The sequence below is a fragment of the Micromonospora sp. MGP-C2 genome, from assembly GCF_057766525.1.
In genome coordinates this window covers 1,029,322-1,048,848 of the sequence record NZ_JBYMEN010000002.1, presented here as the reverse complement: position 1 = coordinate 1,048,848, position 19,527 = coordinate 1,029,322, and the positions used below count along the sequence as shown (strand labels likewise).

The following is a 19,527-nucleotide window of genomic DNA, read 5'->3' as shown; positions in this document are numbered from 1 at the left end:
ATGGCCATCACCAGCAGCTTCATGCGGTACGGCACGGTGCCGTCGGCGATCATCAGCGACGGGGTGCTGCCGATCCCGCTCTGGGCCGTCACCGCCATCTCCCTCGCGCAGACCTACCACCTGCCGCCGATCGGCTCCACCGCGCACAAGGCCATCGTGGCCACCCACGACGACACCATCACCCTGACCGGGGTCCTCGTCGGCGCGGAACGCTACGCCTGGAAGTTCGCCCTGGAGACGATGGCCGAGGCGAGCAAACGCGGCACCGCCCTCGCCGCGTACTCCGGGGGGAAGTTCGGTGGACTGATCCTGGTCACCTCGATGACCATCCGCACCGACATGCAGGTGCAGTCGCTGACCTTCAACGCGTCCGCCGCCCGCCGCGACGTCCTGGACACCACCATCACCCTCGTCCACGTGCCCCGTCCCAGCCTGCTCGGCAAGCTGCTCGACGTGGCCAGCATCGGAGTCGGCGCGCTCGCCGACGGGTTGGGCAACTGATGCCACCGTTCCCGATCGACCGCTATCTGCTGCCGGAGACACCTGTCGAGGTGCCCGACGGGTTCACCGAGGTGCGGCAGAGCCTCACCGCCGGCCTCCCGCACCGCGTCGAGCTGGGCGCCGGTGTCCACGCGGTGCTGATCCTGCCCACGGGCCTGGCCCGGCAGTGGCTGAACACCGACCCCCTCGCGGTGGTCAGCACCTCCGCCGACGACCTGGCGCCCCGGCCCGCGCCCCCGGCCGTGCCCCCGCCACCGGCGCTGGTCGGGCGGGTGCCGCTGCGACTGGTGGTCCGTCAGGGCACCCGGATCCTCGGCTCGGTGCCGCTCGCCGCCGGTCTGCGCCGGGTCTGCCCCGACGCCGGCCCGGCGGTCGCCGCCGGGTCCACCCCGATCGTCGTCGAGGTGGTGGTGCTCGGCTGGCTGCTGCACGCCGGGACGGTACGCGGCTCCGGCGACTACGGCTCGTCCATCGCGCTGGCCTGGCGGCGCGCCGACCGCGCGGCGGACCAGTTCGGGCCGCCACCGATCAACGAGTTCGTCTGGCGTCGCCGCCCACCCGCCCAGCGCGTCGAATCCGAGCTGGGCCCCGGCCGGCTGCGCTACCGCTATCTGCTCGACAAGAAGCTGCGGAGGGTGCTGCGATGACGCTCACGCCGTTCCAGACCGGTCAGGTCCGCCAAGGCGCGGTCGGCAACGACGCCGGTTGGACCCTGACCTTCCACCGGGAGACCCCGACCGGGCTGAGCCAGGACGCGGCGCTCACACTGTCCAGCGCCGACTACTACGCGGCCATCGACGCCGCGCTGCCCGACGGGCTGGGCCCCGGCGCGTACACGATCACCGTGCAGGGGCTGATCGACGAGCACTTCGCCCTGTTGCGCACCGCCGAGGGCCAACCACCGCTGGTGGCGAAACTGCACCTGTACTGGCGCGACGCCAACACCTCGGTCGGCGCCTTCTTCACCAACCTGGTCGGCGTCAACGCCGGGCCGACCCCGGCCGAGCTGACCCAGGCGCTGGTCGCCGTGCTGCGGGTGACGAAGGTACGCCGGCTCACCGGCGAGCGGACGTACGACACCGAGCTGACCCTCGTCGAGCAGGCGTACGCCCGGCTGGGTCAGCGGGTCGCCGAGCGGTTCGAGGCGGCGAACTTCAGCGCCGCGATCCGGGCCGTCGCCGAGCGGACCAGAGTGGACATCGCCACCTGGGGCGCGAACCCGGACGGCACGATGACCAGGGGCGCCACCGAGGCGGCCGGCGACGAGCGGGTCGCCTTCGGCGCCGGGCTGCTCCACCGCGCCGCGCTGGAGCGGATCGGCGGCGCGTTGCAGCAGTCGCTCAACGCGTACGGGCGGGGGATGCTGCTGATCCGGGACGGCACCGTGCACGTCGGCAAGCGGCCGATCCCCTACCCGGAGGGGGAGCCCAAGCCGCTCACCCTCGCCACCGGCCTCCTCGCCTGCACCGAGAACGGCAGCCAGGACACCGACCCGTACGCGGCCACCGAGGCCGGCGGCACCGCCGCGCCGCGCCGTCGGGCGTGGACGCTGACCCTCAAGGGCCGCCCCGACCTGAAGCCCGGCGACCTGGTGCGCTTCGACCCGCCGGCGGTGGACGAGGCCACCACGCTGGGCAGCGTCGGAGCGGCACTGCTCGGCTCGTTCGCGGCCCCGTTCGCCCCGTCGACCGGGGAGTTGGGCGCTGGGGCGAAGCTGCTCTACCTCAGCGCGGCGCGGCACACCCTGTCGCGTACCGCCGGTTTCGTCACCGTGGTGCAGGGCGTCGAGGTCACCTCGGGCGCCCAGGCCTGGGACAGCTGGAGTGACGCCTCCGGAGTGGGCGCGGCCGAGCCGGCGGGCCCGGCGTCGTCGCCCGGGGTGGCCGCCGCCGAGGCGGTGCGACGGGCGGCCCGCGCGGCCCGGGGCGAGACGCGTGGCCTGGAGATCGGCGAGGTACGCGCGGCGGCCACCAACGCCACCGGCGCGGTCGAACCGCCGGCGCAGACCGAGACGGTGTGGGAGGGGCTGGCCCGCCCGGACGGCCGCCCCAACGGCGCCCGCCGCCTTCCGGTACGCCGGGAACAGCCCGCGCCGCTGCCCGGGGTGACCTACCTGACCCCGTTCGCCTGGGGTGGCTGCGGGCTCATCCTGCCCCGCTACCCGGGCACCCGGGTGGCGCTGGCCTACCGCAACGGCGCTCCGGACGACCCGGTGGAGGTGGGCGCGCTCTGGCCCACCGGGCACGCCCCGGTCTCCCAGCCGGGGGACTGGTGGCTGTCCCTGCCGGTCGGGGTGGCCACCAACAGTCGCTCGTCGGTCGGCGACACGGTGGTGCCGGCCGACCACGACGGCAAGGTGGCGCACGACCTCACCGACGGCGACGGCAACCGGGTCATCGAGCTGGGTGAGCTGACCGTGCGGGTGGGCCGGGCCCAACTCCAGGGGCGCGGCCAGCGCCCGGCCCGCGCCGACGAGGCCGACAGCATCACCATCGAGCACGCCGCCGGCGGGTCGTCGATCGTGATGAAGCAGGACGGCTCCATCACCATCACCGCCACCCAGATCGACCTGGACGCCGGCAACGGCGCGGTGAACATCAGCGGCGGCACCGTCAACATCGCCGCCGACGACGTCGACGTCCAGGTCAGCAACGCGATGAACGTCCACTGAGGAGAGCGACATGGCTTTCGTGCTCACCACGTCGAGCAACGTGCACTGCCCCAACCAGGGGAAGGTCACCCCGGCCGGGCAGGGCAAGCTGACTGTCAGCCACGCGCCGGTGGTCCGGCTGGACGGCATCAGTGGCAAGTCGGTGTCAGGGTGCACCATCACCACCAGCAACTCCACCAAGCCGTGCAGCACGGTGACCTCGGCGACCGGAGCCGCCGGCAAGCTCAAGGTCGGCAACCTCGCAGTGGCCCTGGACTCACTCAGCGGCGCCACCGACGGCTCCAGCCCCGGGCTGTCCGCCAGCGCCGGGCAGAGCAAGCTGAAGGCGGTCTGAGATGGACCGGACCGAGCGGGAACGGCAGGCCGCCCAGCGCCGCTACCTCGGCTGGGGCCTCACCTTCGAACCCACCATGCCCGGCGTGGATCTGGCCCGCGACATCGTCTTCGACGACGGCCCGGACGGCCGGGTGCTGGCCCTCGTCGCCGGCACCGACAACGTGGCCCAGAGCCTCGCGGTGGCCCTGACCACCCTGCGCGGCTCGAACGTCTTCGACGCCACCTTCGGCTTCGACGGTCTCAACGCCCTCGCCGAGCAGATCGAGCCGAACCTGATCCGCGAGCAGGTGCGCATCGGCATCATCACGCTGCTCGACCGAGACCCCCGCGTCCGCAAGATCGTCGACGTGAACCTCGACGACGGTCGACTCGGCGCGAACGGCACCGACGACGCGGCGAAGGCCGCGCTGCGCGCGTCCCGCACCCTCCAGGTGCAGGTCCAGTTCGAAACCATCACCGACGACCGGCTCTCGGTGCATCTCGGGGAGCTGCCCAGTGTCTGATCCCACCCTCCCGGCCGAGCTGGCCGACGTCCTGGCCGTCGACGCCGCCGCGCTGCGGGCCACCGGCTCGACCGGCTTCGGCATCGTCGAGAGCGGCTTCGTGCCGAAGTCCTTCGCCCGGTTGCTCGCCGAGAAGCTGGCCACCGCCCGGCTGCTCTTCGGCGACGACATCGACCTGACCAGCGGAGCGGTGCTCCGAAAGGTCCTGGAACTGGCCGCGCTGGAGGACGCCCGGCTGTGGGCGGCGCTCGGTGCCGTCTACGACAACTCGTACGTGGTGTCGGCGACCGCCGACGCGTTGACCCGCCTCGGCGAGGAACTCGGCATACCCCGCCCGTACCTGCCGGCGAAGGGCACGGTGAAGCTGAAGCTGAAGGCCGCCCTGCCCACCGGGCGCACCCAGCTCACACTGCCCCGGGGAGCGCGGCTGTCCACACCCGGCGGGCACCACGTGGCACTGGACGAGACGGTGGTGCTCTCCGCCGCCGTGGGCGAACGGGTGCCGGCCGTCGCCGCGTTCTACCCCGGCCCGGCGCACAACCTCGACCCCGCGCAATCCAGCCAGAAGATCGACCGCTGGAACCGGGCCGACACCCTGCTGGCCGACCTGGACGACGCCGAGCAGGCCGCCGGCAAGGAACTGGTGGAGATCACCCACACCGTCGCGCTGACCGGGGGCGAACAGCAGGTCCCCGACGCGCGCTACCGGCAGCTGCTGCTGGCCGCGCCCCGCTCCATCTGGACGGCCGAGGCGATCGGTCTGGCCGTGGCGACAGTGCCCGGCGTACGTCAGGTGCAGGTCTTCGACGGTCGGGGCGGGCTGGACCTCAACCAGTCCATCTTCGGCAACTTCAACTTCATCGAGCGGGTCTTCAGCACCGAACGCGACCTCGGCAACCCGTACTACGTCACGGTGCTGGTCGCGCCCACCGCCGCGGCCATCTGGGACGGCCCCGACGGGCTGCACGCCGCCGTCGAGTCGGTCATCGAGGACCTGCGCCCGGTGGGCATCTTCGCCTCCGTGGACCGTGCCGACGAGGTGGGCATCGGTGTCGAGGCCGACCTGGTGATCCGGGGCCTGCCCCTGCCCACCGGCTCGAAGGAGACGGTGAACGCGTCCACAGCGGCCACCGAACTGCGGGCCCGCCTGCACGCCCGGTTGCGCCGCTACGTCGACGAGCTGCCCTTCGGCGAGCCGGTCCGCGCCGCCGAGGTGATCTGGACGCTGATGAACGAGCCGGGCGTCGCGGACGTCCGCGCACTGCGGCTGGTCCGCTTCCCGGCCGACTCGGCGGTGGTGGTGACCGGCAGCGCGCCCACCGGCGACGGGGTGCAGCGCCTGCCGGTCGGCGACAACGCGGTGCTCGCCGCGAACCAGGTGCCCGTCTACGTCGACCGGGACGACCCCCGGCCGTTCCGGATCGTCTGAGCGGGGGACCGATGACCGACATCCGGGTACCCGTGGACGGCGCCGACCCGTCCGTCGAACGTAACCTCGTCGACCAGCTGGAAGGCCCGTACCCGGGCACCGTCCGGCGGGTCGTGGTGCCACTGGCCGGCACCGGCGCCGCCGTCGTGGACTGGACCAGCCGCCACCCGCTGCTCACCGTCGTGCTGCGCCGCGACCTGGCCGAGGAGACCGTACGGGTGACCGTCACTGTGGACCAGGGCGGCGCGGGCCAGCGGGTGCTGCCGCCGGTGGTCTTCGCGCCCTGGTCGGCCGCCGGGGCGTCGGTGCCGGCGTACGCCCCGGACACCGCCGACGAGCCGTTGGTCGCGTCGTTCCCCGTCGCCGTGACGGCCGAGCGGGCCATCGACGGCGCCGCCACCACGGCGGTCACCGGTGCCGCGCTCACCGGGCTGGTCGAGCTGGCCGTGCTGGAGGGCAACCTGGGCCGGCTGCTCTACCTGATGTCGTACGAGAAGCACCGGCTGCGCCGCGCGGCCCGGGAGGTGCACGCGTACCGGACCCTCGCGCACGCCCGGCGCGACGCGCTGGACCGGATCGGCGCGGACGTCGGGGTGGCCCGCTTCGTCGACGAGCTGGTGCACGAGCCGGCCTCCGGTGAGGTGTACGCCCGCCGGCTGGCCCCGCCGGCCCGCGAGCCGGACGCCGCGTACGCCCATCGGCTCGGTCTCTACCGGCGGTTCCTGCTGCCCACCCCTGGTGCGGTGCGCCGGCTGCTCAACGGGCCCGGCACGGACACCGACCCGAACACCGGGCTCTTCGCCGACCTGCCCGGCGGCGCGCGGTTCACAGTGCGCGAGGACGACGACCGGTTCGCGGTGGCGATCCGCCTGGTGGCCGCCGGCGATCCGCAGCACCGCACGAACTTCCTCGCGCAACTGCGCCGCGACCGGCTGGTGCTGCCCGCGAACACCCCGCCGAACAACACAGTGCACGCCGGCCGGGCGTTGCCGGCCAGTCGGCTGGCCGAGGTCACCGCGCTGCGGGCCAGCCTGCGCCAGTCGTACGCCTTCGACAGCGCGCACGGCGTCGCACCGCCGCTGGCCGCCGCCCTGGACCGGGCCGGTCGGGTCTGCCGGGCGCTCGGCTCGTCCATCGTCTGGCAGGTGACCCGGGCCCAGGACGACGCCGGTGGCAGCCGCTACGAGCTGGGCCTCGGCGTCGACGTGAGCTGGCCGACCCCCGCGCAGGCCACCGACCTGCGCAACCGGGTGCTGGACACCGGTCGGGCGGTCACCGCCGACCGGACCGCCGAGGCGCTGATCGCCGCCGCCCGTGCGCAGGGCGTGCCCACTGTGGCAGCCGACGGGGAGCTGGCCTGGTTGTGGCGGGTGTGCGGGTTGCCGACGACGCACCGGGTCAGCACCACCAGGATGTATCTGTCGCACCTGCCCACCCGAGGGCTGGCGGTGACCGCGCCGCTGAGCGCCGCGGTCGGGGCCGACACGCCGGTCGAGGCGCAGTTCCACGCGCCGGGCGACCCGGGCGGCAACGCGCTGCTCCTCGCCGGTCTGGTCGCCGCCGCGTCGGCCTGGACCGGCGCGGGGGAGCCGGCGTGGACGCCGCTGACCGACGCGGCGGCCCGGACCCGGTGGGCGGCGGTGCCGATCCGGCCGGCCGGGCAGCCGGTGGACCAGGTGCTGGCCGCCGCGGGTCTTCCCGCGGTACGGGACCCGGCCCCGGTGGTCGCCGCGCTGAACCGCCTCCCCGACGAGCTGGTGGAGACCATCGAGCTGCCGGCCGCGCTGGCCAGCGCGCTGATCGCCGGCCAGCCGGCTGCCGGCGACCGGCTGGCCCGCCTGGTCGGGCTGCTGCGCGAGCAGCACCTCGCCGCCGCGCTGCCGCTGGTCGAGACGGGCAACCGGATCCTGCTGGTGTGCAGCGTGATCGGGCTGCCGCAGGCCGGGCTGAACCTGGCCGAGCGCCGGGCCACCGGGTTCCGCTGGTACACCGTGGGGCTCGGCGGCGGCACCGCGGAGATCAAGGCGGTCGGCGCGCGGACCGCGCTGCGGCCCACCCACGCCGGGTTGGTCGCCGTGGTGGCGCTCTCCTACGTGCGGACCGGCCGAACCGACCCGTACGAGTTCCGGGTGGAGCTGCCCGACGGGGTGACGTTGACCCTGGCGCAGTACGAGCGCCTGATGAACGCGCTGACCCGGGTCTGCCCGCTCGGCGTGGAGATCAACACGTTCGGCATCCGCCGCGACCACGTCGACCTCGACGCCGACGGCACCGCCGAGCCGCTGCGCCCGACGGTGGCCCGGACCTTCCGCACCTTCCAGCAGCGCCGGCACCGCGGCGTGTACGACCAGCTCTGAGAGGGACACCACAATGGCGAGCGAGATCAATTACGACGGGGTGACCGTCACCGAGCTGTACGAGGCGTTCACCAAGCACGGCATTCCGGCCTCGGACGCCAGTGTGCTGGTCTCATCCTGGATCTACGAGAACGTGGGCACCGCGAAGCGGGTGTTCAGCTACGCCGAGTCGTTCCCCGCCGTGGAGCCGGGCTGCGCGCCGCCGCCGTTCGCGCGCACCTTCGCCCACAGCGACTGGGTCGACGGCGAGGACGTGGTGCAGGCCGGGCAGACCCCGGGGGAGCAGGGCTTCAACGAGCGGTTCCACCGCATCGAACACGACCTGGACCATCTGGGCACCGACCTGGCCAAGGCGTTTTCCTGCATGGCGGCGATGCGGGTCAGCCTGCGGCGGCTGCTCGACGAGATCCGCGCGGAGATCAACCGGCTGCACTCGACGGTGCACGAGAACAAGGTCAGCCCGGGCCCGTACGCGATCGAGCAGATCCCCAACTACATCGGCGCGCTGGACTTCGGCAAGTACATGGGCACCACGATGTTCATGGACAAGAAGGTCAGCATCTGGCAGACCAAGGCCGGCACCATCGTGCTGCCCGCCGTGGAGACCCTCGGCGTCGACGTGGTCGTCGGGCCGAAGGTCCGGGGCGCGGCCTACCTGCAGCGGTACGCCGCCGAGAACGGTGACGTCCGGCAGCGCTTCCCGCGTGAGGTGAAGTTGTCGGAGTTCATCCGCGCGTTCGGCGAGGAGGAGGTGGCCGACGGTCGGCTGATCCGCGACGTGCTCAAGGTGCTGCCGGCGGACACCAGCTACCCGAGCGTGGACGCGATGCTCGGCGAGGTGAGCGAGCGGGAGGCGGTGATCGTCCGGACCACCGTTGGCGCCCAGTCGGCGGTCGCCGCCGCGCTCGGCATCGAGGGTGAGTTGGAGAACGTCGGCGACGCCGACATCGCCATGCTCAGCGGGGTGCCGACCAAGGCCCGGGCGGCGCTGGCCCGCGCCGGGATCAGCACGCTCGGCAAGTTGGCCGAGGCTCCGACCGAGCAGGTGCTCGCCATCATGAAGGAGGCACAGGTGCGCGCGAACGTCGGCGACGCCGCGGAGTGGACCGGGTACGCCCGGACGCTGAGCAAGCTGCGCTGAACGGTCGGTGCCGGATCCGGCGAACGGTTGATCCACGCCGCTCGCCGGGTCGGTGTGACGACACTGCGCTGGCGCGGCGATCGTCCACACCCGACCGTGAAGTCCCACGGGGCGATCGGGTGCGAGAGGCGCAGGAATGGCTGTTCACGAGGTTACGCACGACCTTCGCACCGCGGCACCCGAGATCGAGGCGGGGCGGCCTCCCCGGTACGCGTTGCGGCTGCTCGGTGGGTTCGGGTTGGAACGCGACGGGCGGGTGGTGACGGTGCCGCAGGGCGCCCGCCGGCTGCTGGCCTACCTCGGCGTACGCCAGCGGTGTGCCCGCTCGGAGGCCGCCGGCACGCTCTGGCCCGGCTCGCACGAGGACCGGGCCCGGGCCAACCTGCGCACGATGCTCTGGCGGCTGCACCGGGTGACTCCCGACCCCCTGGTGGACGAGGACGACCGGCTGGCCCTGGCCGCCGGGGTGACCAGCGACGTGGCCACCCTGGGTGCGGCGGCCACCGCCCTGCTGGCCGGCGGGTCACCTGTCGACGTCGGCCCCGGTGTGCCGGCGCTGGCGACCGGTGAGCTGCTGCCCGGCTGGTACGACGACTGGGTGCTGACCGAGCGGGAACGGTTGCGCCAGACCCAGCTGTACGCGTTGGAGGCGCTCGCCGAGCGGCTCACCTCGCAGGGCCGGTACAGCGAGGCGGTGCAGGTGGCGTTGACCGCTGTGCAGTTGGAACCGCTGCGGGAGAGCGCCACCCGCACGCTGATCGCGGTGCACCTGGCGGAGCGCAACATCAACGAGGCGGTACGGCGGTTCGAGCTGTTCCGCGCCGACCTGGGCCGCGAGTTGGGGGTCGCACCGACCCCGTGGCTCGAGCGTCTTGTTCGCGCCGGCCTGCACCCAGGGTGACCGTCCCCTTTCCGTGACCGGCCGGCCGCAGGGCCCATGCCGGCGTCCCACCAGCCCAGACTCCGCCCACGCCGGCCTCCCGGCGCCCCGGACATCCGTCCTTTGCTCTGCACCCACGGAGGCGACGCTCACGGTCTGTAAGTGGTGCGTCCATGGGTGCAGAGCAAAGGGGGCGGCTGGGGTGGGTGGGGTGGGAGGAGATCCAGCCGAGCGGGTGGTGTGCCTCGCGCGTCGCTGGTCAGGCCAGTCCGGCTGGTCTTACCAGTCCGGCTGGTCTGACCGGTCAGGTTGGTCAGTGCGTCGCGGGCGGGATGCTCTGCTCGTACTGGAAGACGTTGTGCGGGTCGTACTTTGCCTTGATCTTGCGCAGCCGTGGGAAGTTGCGGCCCCAGTAGGCCTCCTCCCACTCCGCCATGCCGATGTTCGGCACGTTGACGTAGGCGCCGTCCACGTAGGGCCGCAGCGCCTGGCTGAACTCGGCGATCCAGGTCTGGGCGATCGGGGTGATGGCGTCATCGCTGTCGGGCTCGCCGCGGGTGCCCCAGCCCGCGCCGGGCTCGGAGTAGAAGAGCGCGTCGCGGTGCGGGAAGGCCGCGCCGCCGAAGGGTTCCTGTCGTTGGGCTCCGGACCCGAAGGCCTGGGTGAAGAAGTTGCTGTCCGGCGACGGGGAGTTCTCCATGAACTCGCGGACGATACTGATCGCCTTCGCCGGGAAGGGCTCCCTGGTGAACTGCGAGAAGAACTTCCACTTCGCCGGCTCTTCGTCGCTCGGGATCTGGAAGCCGGAGTAGGTCTCGCTCCAGCCGCCGATCTGGACTGTGACCTCGGGGTCGCCGATCGAGAGGATGGGCTCCAGCAGTTTCCTCGTCTCGGCCTCCGATCCCTCGGCGAGCACCGCGAACAGCAGGATCTCGTTCGGGTGCACCTCGACCTGGGTGCCGAGGCGGGGGTCGCTGAAGGGCGCGGTGCGCTGCCAGTTTTCGAAGACCTCGTGCAGGTTGTCGAGGCCCGGCCAGGTCGCCTGAAGGTAGGCGACGCTCTTCAGCGGGGCCACCTTGTAGGTCAGCGACGTGACGATCCCGAAGTTGCCGTTTCCGGCGCCGCGCAGGGCCCAGAGCAGGTCCGGGTAATTCCACGGGTCCACCTCGAGCACCTTCGCGCCGTTGGCGCCGGCCGCGACGACGATCTCCGCGCCGATCAGGTTGTCGCAGGCCATGCCGAGATAGCGGGTGAGGAACCCGAAGCCACCGCCGAGGGTCGCGCCGGACAGGCCGACGGTCCCCTCCGTTCCGGTCGTCGCCGCGAAGTCGTACTCCCCGAGTGCGGTGATCGCCTCCGACTGGTTGAGCCCCGCGCCGAGCTTCGCCACGCGAGCGGCGGCGTCGATGTGGACGTCCTTCAGCTCGCTGACGTCGATCACGATGCCGTTGTCGACGTTCGACCAGCCTTCGAGGCTGTGGCGACCGCTGCGTACCCGCAGTGCGACGTCGTGTTGCCGCGCCCAGGTGAGGGCGTTGACCACGTCGTGGGTCTCCTGGGCGAACACGATGACCAGGGGGTAGCGCACGAACAGCTCGTCCCAGCCGAGGCTGGCCTCCGCGTAGTTCGGGTTCTGGGGGCGGACGATGCGCCCGGTCAGTTCCGCCGGCGGGTACGTGGCGCCGGGAGACGACCCGGGACCGTCGGCCGCGATCGCCGAGCTGCCGGCGATCACGCTTGGAAGAGCGACCGCTCCGGCGCCGACGGCCGTCGCCTTGAGCAGATCACGACGAGAAAGGTCGCGCATGGTCCGAATCCTCTCGATCGGGGTCACACCAGAAATCGGGACCAAGAGGGCTGATGCCTCTCATCTGGTGCAAACTCACCGTAATGCGAGAGGTTCGCCGAAGATCCGAGAACTTGTCGCGGAACCCGGTCGGGTGATGCGGCAACCGTCAGCTCAGAGGCGGCGGTCAGCTCGGGAGCGGGCCGTCAGTTCGGGGCGGGCTGGTCGAGGATGGCGCTGAACCGCTCCTCGGCAAGGTCGAGCTGGCCGAAGATGTGCCGCTTCACCGCCGGCGACAACGGGGTGTCCGGCCGGCCGATAAGGTCCCGGAAGAGCGGCACCAGCGGCCGGTACTTCCGGGCCGACGAGACGACCTTCGGCCCGACCGTGTGGATCACCCCCACGCCGTTGTCGGTGAAGTCCGACACCTTGATCACCCGGGCCCAGGGCTCCCGGTCCAGGCTGACCGCCAGGTGCTCCCGGTACTGCGCGTTGCGGTCCCGCTCCGGGTCGTACCCCGGGTTGGTGACGGCGGCGACCAGGGTGGCCACCCGCGGCCCGAACCGCGCGGCGAGCGCGACCAGCGCCGCAGCGGTCGGGTCGGCTCCCGGCTCACCGCCGGCCAGCTCGGCCGGGTGGTCCTCCACCGCGTCGTGCAGCAGGCCGGCGACGATCACCTCCACGTCGCGCACCTGGTAGTGGTGCATCAACCGGATCGCCACCCGCAGCAGGTGATTCAGGTACGGCTCGCGGACCCGCCGGTCGTCGCGGTGCAACTCGGCGGCGAGGTCCAGCGCGGCGTTCAGCCGCTCCCGGTCGTCGTCGTCGAACTGCTGGACCTCCAACCGGAAGCGTTCCAGCAGGCCCGGTTCGCCGTGGATCTCGGTGATCGCGTGCATCGGCATGCTGCCCAGGTGCGGCGGGAAGTCCATGCGTCACTTATAGCCGATCTTCACCACATCGATGGGCCCCTACGTCGCCGACCCGACCGCGAGTTGCGGGCGCGCCGAGCCCGTCAGATCGGCAGCCGGTCGGCACCGGCGAGGGGGCCCACCAGGAGGGGGACCAGTGGTGCCGGCAGGACGGGGTCGCGGCGCAGGGTGGGCGTCCAGCCCGCGTCGGCGGCCAGGTCCGGGTCATGGGTCGCGTTGTACGCCGCCAGCAGGTCGACCGGCCGGGCCGGGCTGCCGCTCTGGCGCACCCAGGAACCCCGCTCGGTCAGCGCGGTGCCGCCCCAGTCGTAGAGCAGGTCGGCCGGGTCGACCGGCGCGTCCAGTGTGAAGAAGTTGTTCTGCGCGTAGATCGCCGACTGGACACCGACGCCCAGCGCGTACTGGAAGTCGTCCCCGCCGAGCCGGTAGTGGTTGTTGTAGATGTCGACCTGACCGAAGCGCACCCGGGGCAGCCGTTGCAGGACGCCGTCGAAGAGGTTGTGGTGCAGAGTGACCTTCAACCGGCCCACGTCCGGGCCGACAGTGTTGGACGAGCCGATCAGCAGCAGCTTGTCCCGCCCGGTGAAGCGGTTCCACGAGGCGGTGACGAGGCTGGCGGTGTGCGTGACGTCCAGTGACCCGTCGTGCACCTGGTAGGGCCGTCCGAAGTAGACGGGTTGGGCGCTGTCCGGGTTGTCGCCGTCGGTGAAGGTGTTGTGGTCGACCCAGACGTTCTCGCTGCGGCGTACCGAGATCTGGTCGTACTGGCTGTTCCAGTTGCCGGCCTCGCCGTCGGTCGGTGACCAGGCGGGGAAGCAGTCCCGGGCGTCGACGAGGGTCAGGTTGCGGACGATGACGTTCGACGCCCGGTCGATCATGAGGGTGAGCCCGGTCAGGCGGGCGCCGCGCAGCCCGACGATCGTCGTGTTCGGGCCGACGTTGATCTGGGTCTGCCGGGTCTGGTTGGTCACCGAACGCACCCGGGCCTCTTCCAGTGGCCCGCTCGGGGGCACCCGTCCCCACACCGCCGGGTCGTACGCGGCCAGGTAGGCGTCCAACCGGTACGCCGGGTCGGCCAGGTCGGCGCAGCTCAGCGCGGTGCCCTCCGGCCCTTCGAAACCGTCGATGGCGCCGTCGACGTAGATGAGCTTCGGCGTGGCGTCGGTGGCGTTGCTGGCGTTGTCACCGCCCAGGGCGGCGACCAGCTCGGCCCGGCTGTGCACCACCCGGGTCCGGTCGGGAGCGGCCGTCGAACCGCCGGTGGTGCCGGTGCCCTCGGCCGCCCAGCCGTCCCGCTCGGGCAGGGTCTGCCGTCCGAGATGGCCGGCCAGCCAGGAGAGCCCGTCGGTGGCCGGGGTGTCGGGGCGCGCAGCGGCGGCGGCCGGGCTGGGACCGAGCAGGAGGGCGATCACCGTAACGCCGGTGAGGATTCTGCGCATCGACTCTTCCCATTCGCTGGTGGTGGTGGTGGGCAGTCGGATATTCGGGGATGTGTCCGATGTGACCGCCCCGCGTGCGGGCGATGTCTGCACTCCGGTTGCCGTGGGCCCCCTATCCGGTCAACTCGGCGCGGTACGCCGCCGCCGCCCACGGCACCGCCAGTTCGCTCGGAAGCGCCCCCCGCTCGGCCGCCCGACGCAGCACGTCGACCACGCCCCGCAGGTGGCGTACCCGGTCCCCGCCCTCACCGACGACGGTCACCAGGTCGCCGTCGAGCAGCCGGGGCTCGGGGGCGACCCGCAGCGCGTCCAGCAGCGCGGTGAACGGCGCGGTGCGGGCCAGCGGCGCGATAAGCGGCACCGCCGCCGGGTCGTCCCGGTGCGCCAGCAGGTTCTCCAGCAACCCCACCCGCCCCGGGACGCGGCGGGTCACCACGTCCCCGGGCAGCCGCAAGCGGTCCGTCGGGTACTCCAGCACCGCCTGACCCGCCGTGCCGGTCACCACCACCTCACCCGCCACGAACTCCTCGGCGGCCAGGGTCACCGCCACCAGCACCGGCGGACCGGCGCGGAACAGGACCCGCAGCACGGCGGTGTCCTCCACCTCGATCGGGCGGACCCGGTAGCGTTCCACCTCGATCGCCACCGGCCAGGGCGTCGCCCCACCGAGCGCCTCGGCGACCGCCAGGCACTGCATCACCGCGTGCGCGAGCGGATTGGCCAGCGCGCCGTCCAGCACCGGCCGGCCGTCGAGGCTTCGCCGACCGGCCCACGAGGAGCGGGCGTAGTAGGCGTCCGGCCGTTGCCACGCGGCGACGGTGGAGATGCCGGTGACCGTGCCCAGCCGGCCCGCCGCCAGCGCGTCGGTCAGCGCGGTCAGGGCCGCCGAGCCGAGCGCCTGGAAGCCGACCTGCGCCACCCGGCCGGCGGCGGTCAGCGCCCAGGTCAGCTCCTCGTGCTCGGCCAGCGACAACACCGGCGGTTTCTCCAACAGCAGGTCCGCGCCGGTGGCCAGGGCGTCCCGGGCGATCGCCAGGTGGGTGTGCGGCGGCGTGCAGATCACCACCACCTCCGGCCGGGTGGCGGCGAGCATCGCCCGGTGGTCGGTGAACACCTCGACCCCGGGCGGCACCGGCGCCGCCGGGTCGTCCTCCACCGGTCGGACGTCGACCAGGGCGACCAGCCGCAACCGGCCGGCGGCGTGCAGCGGGGCGATCACCCGCCGGTGCCACCGACCGTGCCCGTTCGCCCCGATCACCGCCACCCGGGGCGGCGTCACAGCGCTCACCACCGACCGGCCGGTGTCGGCCCGTTCACCGGGCACCGGCCAGTGTGGCCTCGACGCCGTGTCGTTCCAGCGCGGTCAACCAGGCGATCACGTCGGCGCGGACCTCGTCGTCCTCGGCTACCTCGACCGGGATGACCTCGCGCAGCGCGAAGAGCGCGTCGACGGCACCCGCCGGGCTCTGCGCACCGGCGTCCAGCGCGGCGCGGATCGGCCCGGCGAGGGGGTCCTGGAACGGCAACGGGTGCCCGTCGTCGGCGTACCCCAGCGCGAAGCGCAACCAGGACGCCACGACCAGCGCGCCCCAGCGCGCGGACCGGCCGGCCGCGCGCAGGTCGGCGATGGTGTGCAGGACGCGTTGCGGCAGCTTCTGCGAGCCGTCCAACGCGACCTGGAGGGTGCGGTGGTGGATTGCCGGGTTGCCGAACCGGGCGAGGACCTGCTCGCCGTAGTCGACCACCCGGACCCCGTCCGGCGGCGTGAAGCTGGCCGCGACGTCCTCGGCGATCAGCCGGCGCAGCACGTCGGCCAGGTGCGGGATCTCCAGCGCCTCGGCGATGGTCTCCCGACCGGCCAGCGCACCCAGGTACGCGATGGCCGAGTGCACGCCGTTGAGGGTGCGCAGCTTCAGCCGCTCCCACGGGCCGGCGTCGTCGGTGAGCACCGCCCCGGCGTGCTCCCAGCCGGGCCGTCCGCCGGGGAAGTCGTCCTCGATCACCCACTGCGCGTACGGTTCGGCGGCGACCGCGGCCAGGTCGGTCACGCCAAGCACCCGGCGTGCCGCCTCGATCGTCTCCGGGGTGCTGGCCGGCACGATCCGGTCAACCATCGTCCCCGGGCAGGTGACGTTCGCGGCCACCCACTCGACCAGCCCGGCGGGCAACCCGTCGGCACGCCCGACCGCCTGGTCGAGCATTCCGCGCAGTCGCCGGCCGTTGGCCGGGAGGTTGTCGCAGCTCACCAGTGCCACCGGCCCGGCGTCCGCGGCGGCCCGCGCGGCCAGCCCGCGCAGCAGCAGCCCCGGCACCGTGGTCGGTGGTCGGCCGCCGGCCAGGTCCGCGGCGAGCGCCGGGTCCGGGGACAGCTCGCCGGTCACCGGGTCGAGTTGGTACGCCTTCTCGGTGACGGTCAGGGTCACCACGCGTACCGCCGGGTCGGCGAGCAACGCCACCACGGCGTCCGGGTCGCGGGGAGCGTGCCGTACGCCGCTCAGGGCGCCCACCACCCGGGTGGCGCTGCCTGCGGCGGAGAGGGTGCTGACGCTGAACAGGTTGTCCTGGGCGGCGATCGCCTCGACCATCGCGGTGCTGCGGGGGGCGACGGCCATGATGCCCCAGTCGCCGCCGGCCGCGCCGACCGCCGCCTCGGTGAAGACGGCCTGGTGTGCCCGGTGGAACGCCCCCAGGCCCAGGTGCACGATGCCTGTCGGCACGGTGCCCGGCCGGATCAGGGGGCGGGCCTCGGCGGGCAGGTGGCGCAGCATGCCCAGGCCGAGCCGGGAGGCGCCGACGGTCACCGCCATGCCGGGCCGTCCGGGAAGCGGAACTCGGCGATCGAGGCCGGCTTCATGGTGGCGCTGTATCCCGGTCGCTCGGGCAGCAGGTAGCGGCCACCGCGGGTCCGGACCGGATCGACGAAGTGCTCGTGCAGGTGGTCGACGTACTCGACCATCCGACCGTCCAGGCCGGTGCCCACCCGCAGGTAGTCGAAGATCGCCAGGTGCTGGACGTACTCGCAGAGGCCCACACCGCCGGCGTGCGGGCAGACCGGCACCCCGAACTTCGCCGCCAGCAGCAGCTCGGCGAGGACCTCGTTGACGCCGCCGACCCGGCAGGCGTCGATCTGCATCACGCCGATCGCGTCGGCCTGCAACAACTGCTTGAAGATCACCCGGTTGGCGGCCACCTCACCGGTGGCCACCCGGCACCGGCCGCCGGTCAGCTCGGTCACCGCCCGGGCGATCCGGGCATGGCCGAGGATGTCGTCGGCGTGGGTGGGCTCCTCGATCCAGTACGGGTCGACCTCGGCCAGCGTGGCCATCGCGGTGATCGCCTCGTCGACGTCCCAGACCTGGTTGGCGTCCATCATCAGCAGCGCGTCCGGGCCGATCTCCTCCCGGATGATCCGGGCCCGCCGCAGGTCGTCGGCGAGCGGGCCGCCGACCTTCATCTTCATCGCCCGCCAGCCGTCCTGGTACGCCTGCCGGGTCAGCGCCCGCACCTTGTCGTCGGGGTAGCCGAGCCAGCCGACCGAAGTGGTATACGAAGCGAAACCACTCTGCTTGAGTTCCGCGAGCCGGCCATCCCCTCCGATTAATCCCTTGTCGAGGATGGCCGCCGCCTCGTCCGGGGTGATCGCGTCGGTGATGTGCCGGAAGTCGACGCTGGCCACGAGCTCGTCGGTGGGCAGCTCGGCGAGGAACCGCCACATCGGCTTGCCGGCCAACGTGGCCCGCAGGTCCCACACCGCGTTGACCAGCGCCCCGGTCGCCATGTGGATGACGCCCTTCTCCGGGCCCAGCCAGCGCAGCTGCACGTCGGCGCTGAGCGAGCGCCAGAACGCGACCGGCTCGGCCGTGATCTCCTCGATCGTGCGCCCCCGCACGTGGTGGGCGAGCGCGCGGACCGCCGCGCAGGTGATCTCGTTGCCCCGGCCGTTGGTGAAGGTGAACCCCGCGCCTGTCGGGCCGGCGTCGGTGCCCAGCTCCACGTACGTCGCCGAGTAGTCGCCCCGGTTGATCGCGTCGGAGCCGTCGCCCCGAGCGGCGGTCGGGAACCGCACGTCGTGCACCTCGACGGAGGTGATGGTCACCGTCACTGGTCGGCCTTTCCGAAGTTGAAGACCCGCTTGGGCAGCCGGTACGCCAGGTCGACGATGGTCTCGGCGGCCTCGTCCATCGGCAGCCGGTGCTCGGCGACCAGCCGGGCCAGGAAGCCGGCGTCGACCCGACGTGCGACGTCGTGGCGTACCGGGATGGAGCAGAACGCCCGGGTGTCGTCGACGAACCCGGTGGTGTTGTAGAAGCCCGCGGTTTCGGTGACCGTCTCCCGGAACCGGCGCAGCACCTCGGGGGAGTCCAGGAACCACCAGGGCGCGCCGAGCAGCAGCGCGGCATACCCGCCCGCGAGGGGCGCCAGCTCCCGGGTGAAGGTGTCCTCGTCGAGGGTGTAGAGCACCACCCGCAGCCGCGGGTCGTTGCCGTAGCGCTCCAGCAGCGGGGCGAGCGCGTGTACGTACTCGGTGGCCTGCGGGATGTCGCCGCCGACGTCGCGGCCGTGCCGGGCGTGCAGCCAACGGTTGTGGTTGCGCACCGCGCCGGGGTGCAGCTGCATGACCAGGCCGTCGTCGAGTGACATCCGGGCGAACTCCACAAGCATGTGCGCCCGGAACGCCTCGGCGTCGGCGGCGTCGGCCTCGCCGCGCCGGCCCCGGTCGTACAGCCGCTCGGCCTCGGCCGGCGTCAGGTCCAGCGTCCGCGCGGTGGGATGGCCGTGGTCGGAGGACGTCGCGCCGGCGGCGATGAACGCGGCGCGCCGGGCGCGCAGCGCGGCCAGGTAACCGGCGTACGTGCCGGTGTCCTCGCCGGCCCGCTCACCGAGCCGTTCCACGTTGGTCGACCACCCGTCGAACTCCATGTCCACCACGTCGTCCGGGCGGAAGGTGGTGACGACCCGGCCGCCCGGCCCGCCCCAGCCGTCGGCGGCGAGCTTGGCGTGCTGGCCGAGGTCGTCCAGCGGCGACTCGGTGGTGGCGAGCACCTCGATGTTGAACCGCTCGAACAGCGCCCGGGGCCGGAAGTCCGGTTCGGCGAGCCGGGCCGCGATCTCGTCGTAGAGGGTGTCGGCGGTGGCCGGGCCGAGCGGGGTGTGCACCCCGAACACGGTGCGGAAGGTCTGCTCCAGCCAGAGCCGCGAGGGGGTGCCCCGGAACAGGTGCCAGTGCGCGGCGAAGCGTCGCCAGATCACCCGCCCGTCGGTCTCCACCGGGCTGCCGTCCCGGGTGGGCACACCCAGGTCCGACGGGGGTACGCCCTGACTGAGCAGCATCCGGGTCAGGTAGTGGTCGGGCACGATGAGCAGCTGCGCCGGGTCCGGGAAGGGTCGGTCCTCGGCCAGCAGGGCCGGGTCGACGTGCCCGTGCGGCGAGATGATGGGCTGCTCCGCTGCGAGGGCGTACAGCTCCCGGGCCAGCGCGCGCTGGCCCGGTTCGGGCGGCAGGAGCAGGTCGTTGTGGTCGAACGTCGGCACGGGGAAGGGCTCCTCGTCTC

The 19,527-nt window shown here is 72.9% G+C and carries 16 protein-coding genes; 9 read left to right on the top strand and 7 right to left on the bottom strand.

The annotated features are described in order from the left end of the window. The 9 genes from AC3CF1_RS04530 (at position 1) to AC3CF1_RS04490 (ending at position 9,839) form a co-directional block, all read left to right on the top strand. Positions 1-501, top strand: a complete 501-nt coding sequence (locus AC3CF1_RS04530; protein ID WP_053659787.1) for a hypothetical protein — start codon at positions 1-3, stop codon at positions 499-501. After that, on the top strand, positions 501-1,148 hold the full coding sequence (locus AC3CF1_RS04525; RefSeq protein WP_210789716.1) for a hypothetical protein: 648 nt from the start codon (positions 501-503) through the stop codon (positions 1,146-1,148). The genes AC3CF1_RS04530 and AC3CF1_RS04525 overlap by 1 nt, the downstream gene beginning before the upstream one ends. Continuing rightward, the gene (locus AC3CF1_RS04520) at positions 1,145-3,172 is read left to right on the top strand and encodes a hypothetical protein (protein WP_488449605.1); all 2,028 of its coding nucleotides are present in this window, start codon (positions 1,145-1,147) and stop codon (positions 3,170-3,172) included. The genes AC3CF1_RS04525 and AC3CF1_RS04520 overlap by 4 nt, the downstream gene beginning before the upstream one ends. 10 nt (positions 3,173-3,182) lie before the next feature. Continuing rightward, a complete protein-coding gene (locus AC3CF1_RS04515; RefSeq protein ID WP_354983983.1) occupies positions 3,183-3,506 on the top strand; it encodes a hypothetical protein in 324 nt (107 codons plus the stop codon). Position 3,507: 1 nt separating this feature from the next. After that, positions 3,508-4,011, top strand: coding sequence for a GPW/gp25 family protein (locus AC3CF1_RS04510; protein ID WP_488449604.1), 504 nt, complete (start codon positions 3,508-3,510; stop codon positions 4,009-4,011). Beyond that, positions 4,004-5,440, top strand: a complete 1,437-nt coding sequence (locus tag AC3CF1_RS04505; RefSeq protein ID WP_488449603.1) for a hypothetical protein — start codon at positions 4,004-4,006, stop codon at positions 5,438-5,440. The genes AC3CF1_RS04510 and AC3CF1_RS04505 overlap by 8 nt, the downstream gene beginning before the upstream one ends. Before the next feature lie 11 nt (positions 5,441-5,451). Further along, complete coding sequence (locus AC3CF1_RS04500) at positions 5,452-7,797, top strand: hypothetical protein (protein WP_488449602.1); 2,346 nt, start codon at positions 5,452-5,454, stop codon at positions 7,795-7,797. Between the two features lie 13 nt (positions 7,798-7,810). After that, positions 7,811-8,938 carry a hypothetical protein gene (locus AC3CF1_RS04495; RefSeq protein WP_088948433.1) on the top strand — a complete coding sequence of 376 codons (1,128 nt, stop codon included), beginning with the start codon at positions 7,811-7,813 and terminating at the stop codon, positions 8,936-8,938. A gap of 136 nt (positions 8,939-9,074) precedes the next feature. Beyond that, complete coding sequence (locus AC3CF1_RS04490) at positions 9,075-9,839, top strand: AfsR/SARP family transcriptional regulator (RefSeq protein ID WP_327644336.1); 765 nt, start codon at positions 9,075-9,077, stop codon at positions 9,837-9,839. Between the two features lie 292 nt (positions 9,840-10,131). Here AC3CF1_RS04490 and AC3CF1_RS04485 read toward each other — a convergent pair whose 3' ends face one another. From AC3CF1_RS04485 to uxaC, 7 genes are all read right to left on the bottom strand, one after another. Continuing rightward, positions 10,132-11,625, bottom strand: coding sequence for an FAD-binding oxidoreductase (locus AC3CF1_RS04485; RefSeq protein WP_488449601.1), 1,494 nt, complete (start codon positions 11,623-11,625; stop codon positions 10,132-10,134). A 185-nt stretch (positions 11,626-11,810) separates the two neighbouring features. Beyond that, positions 11,811-12,536, bottom strand: a complete 726-nt coding sequence (locus AC3CF1_RS04480) for an HD domain-containing protein (RefSeq protein WP_210789702.1) — start codon at positions 12,534-12,536, stop codon at positions 11,811-11,813. Positions 12,537-12,619: 83 nt separating this feature from the next. Further along, positions 12,620-13,975, bottom strand: coding sequence for a pectate lyase family protein (locus tag AC3CF1_RS04475; RefSeq protein WP_488449600.1), 1,356 nt, complete (start codon positions 13,973-13,975; stop codon positions 12,620-12,622). A 112-nt stretch (positions 13,976-14,087) separates the two neighbouring features. Next, complete coding sequence (locus AC3CF1_RS04470) at positions 14,088-15,299, bottom strand: Gfo/Idh/MocA family protein (protein WP_488449599.1); 1,212 nt, start codon at positions 15,297-15,299, stop codon at positions 14,088-14,090. Continuing rightward, positions 15,289-16,782 (bottom strand): mannitol dehydrogenase family protein, encoded by a 1,494-nt coding sequence (locus tag AC3CF1_RS04465; protein ID WP_488449598.1) that lies wholly within the window; start codon positions 16,780-16,782, stop codon positions 15,289-15,291. Before AC3CF1_RS04465 ends, AC3CF1_RS04470 begins: the two co-directional genes overlap by 11 nt. Next, positions 16,773-18,077, bottom strand: coding sequence for an enolase C-terminal domain-like protein (locus AC3CF1_RS04460; RefSeq protein ID WP_210789694.1), 1,305 nt, complete (start codon positions 18,075-18,077; stop codon positions 16,773-16,775). Before AC3CF1_RS04460 ends, AC3CF1_RS04465 begins: the two co-directional genes overlap by 10 nt. Next, the gene (uxaC, locus tag AC3CF1_RS04455; protein WP_328374400.1) at positions 18,074-19,507 is read right to left on the bottom strand and encodes a glucuronate isomerase; all 1,434 of its coding nucleotides are present in this window, start codon (positions 19,505-19,507) and stop codon (positions 18,074-18,076) included. The genes AC3CF1_RS04460 and uxaC overlap by 4 nt, the downstream gene beginning before the upstream one ends. Positions 19,508-19,527 lie beyond the last annotated feature (20 nt).

Excerpts from the sequence above, each read along its gene's own strand:
- AC3CF1_RS04530 (WP_053659787.1), top strand. The coding sequence starts at position 1 with ATGGCCATCACCAGCAGCTTCATGCGGTACGGCACGGTGCCGTCGGCG.
- AC3CF1_RS04525 (WP_210789716.1), top strand. The coding sequence starts at position 501 with ATGCCACCGTTCCCGATCGACCGCTATCTGCTGCCGGAGACACCTGTC.
- AC3CF1_RS04520 (WP_488449605.1), top strand. The coding sequence starts at position 1,145 with ATGACGCTCACGCCGTTCCAGACCGGTCAGGTCCGCCAAGGCGCGGTC.
- AC3CF1_RS04515 (WP_354983983.1), top strand. The coding sequence starts at position 3,183 with ATGGCTTTCGTGCTCACCACGTCGAGCAACGTGCACTGCCCCAACCAG.
- AC3CF1_RS04510 (WP_488449604.1), top strand. The coding sequence starts at position 3,508 with ATGGACCGGACCGAGCGGGAACGGCAGGCCGCCCAGCGCCGCTACCTC.
- AC3CF1_RS04500 (WP_488449602.1), top strand. The coding sequence starts at position 5,452 with ATGACCGACATCCGGGTACCCGTGGACGGCGCCGACCCGTCCGTCGAA.
- AC3CF1_RS04495 (WP_088948433.1), top strand. The coding sequence starts at position 7,811 with ATGGCGAGCGAGATCAATTACGACGGGGTGACCGTCACCGAGCTGTAC.
- AC3CF1_RS04490 (WP_327644336.1), top strand. The coding sequence starts at position 9,075 with ATGGCTGTTCACGAGGTTACGCACGACCTTCGCACCGCGGCACCCGAG.
- AC3CF1_RS04485 (WP_488449601.1), bottom strand. The coding sequence starts at position 11,625 with ATGCGCGACCTTTCTCGTCGTGATCTGCTCAAGGCGACGGCCGTCGGC.
- AC3CF1_RS04480 (WP_210789702.1), bottom strand. The coding sequence starts at position 12,536 with ATGGACTTCCCGCCGCACCTGGGCAGCATGCCGATGCACGCGATCACC.
- AC3CF1_RS04475 (WP_488449600.1), bottom strand. The coding sequence starts at position 13,975 with ATGCGCAGAATCCTCACCGGCGTTACGGTGATCGCCCTCCTGCTCGGT.
- AC3CF1_RS04465 (WP_488449598.1), bottom strand. The coding sequence starts at position 16,782 with ATGGCGGTGACCGTCGGCGCCTCCCGGCTCGGCCTGGGCATGCTGCGC.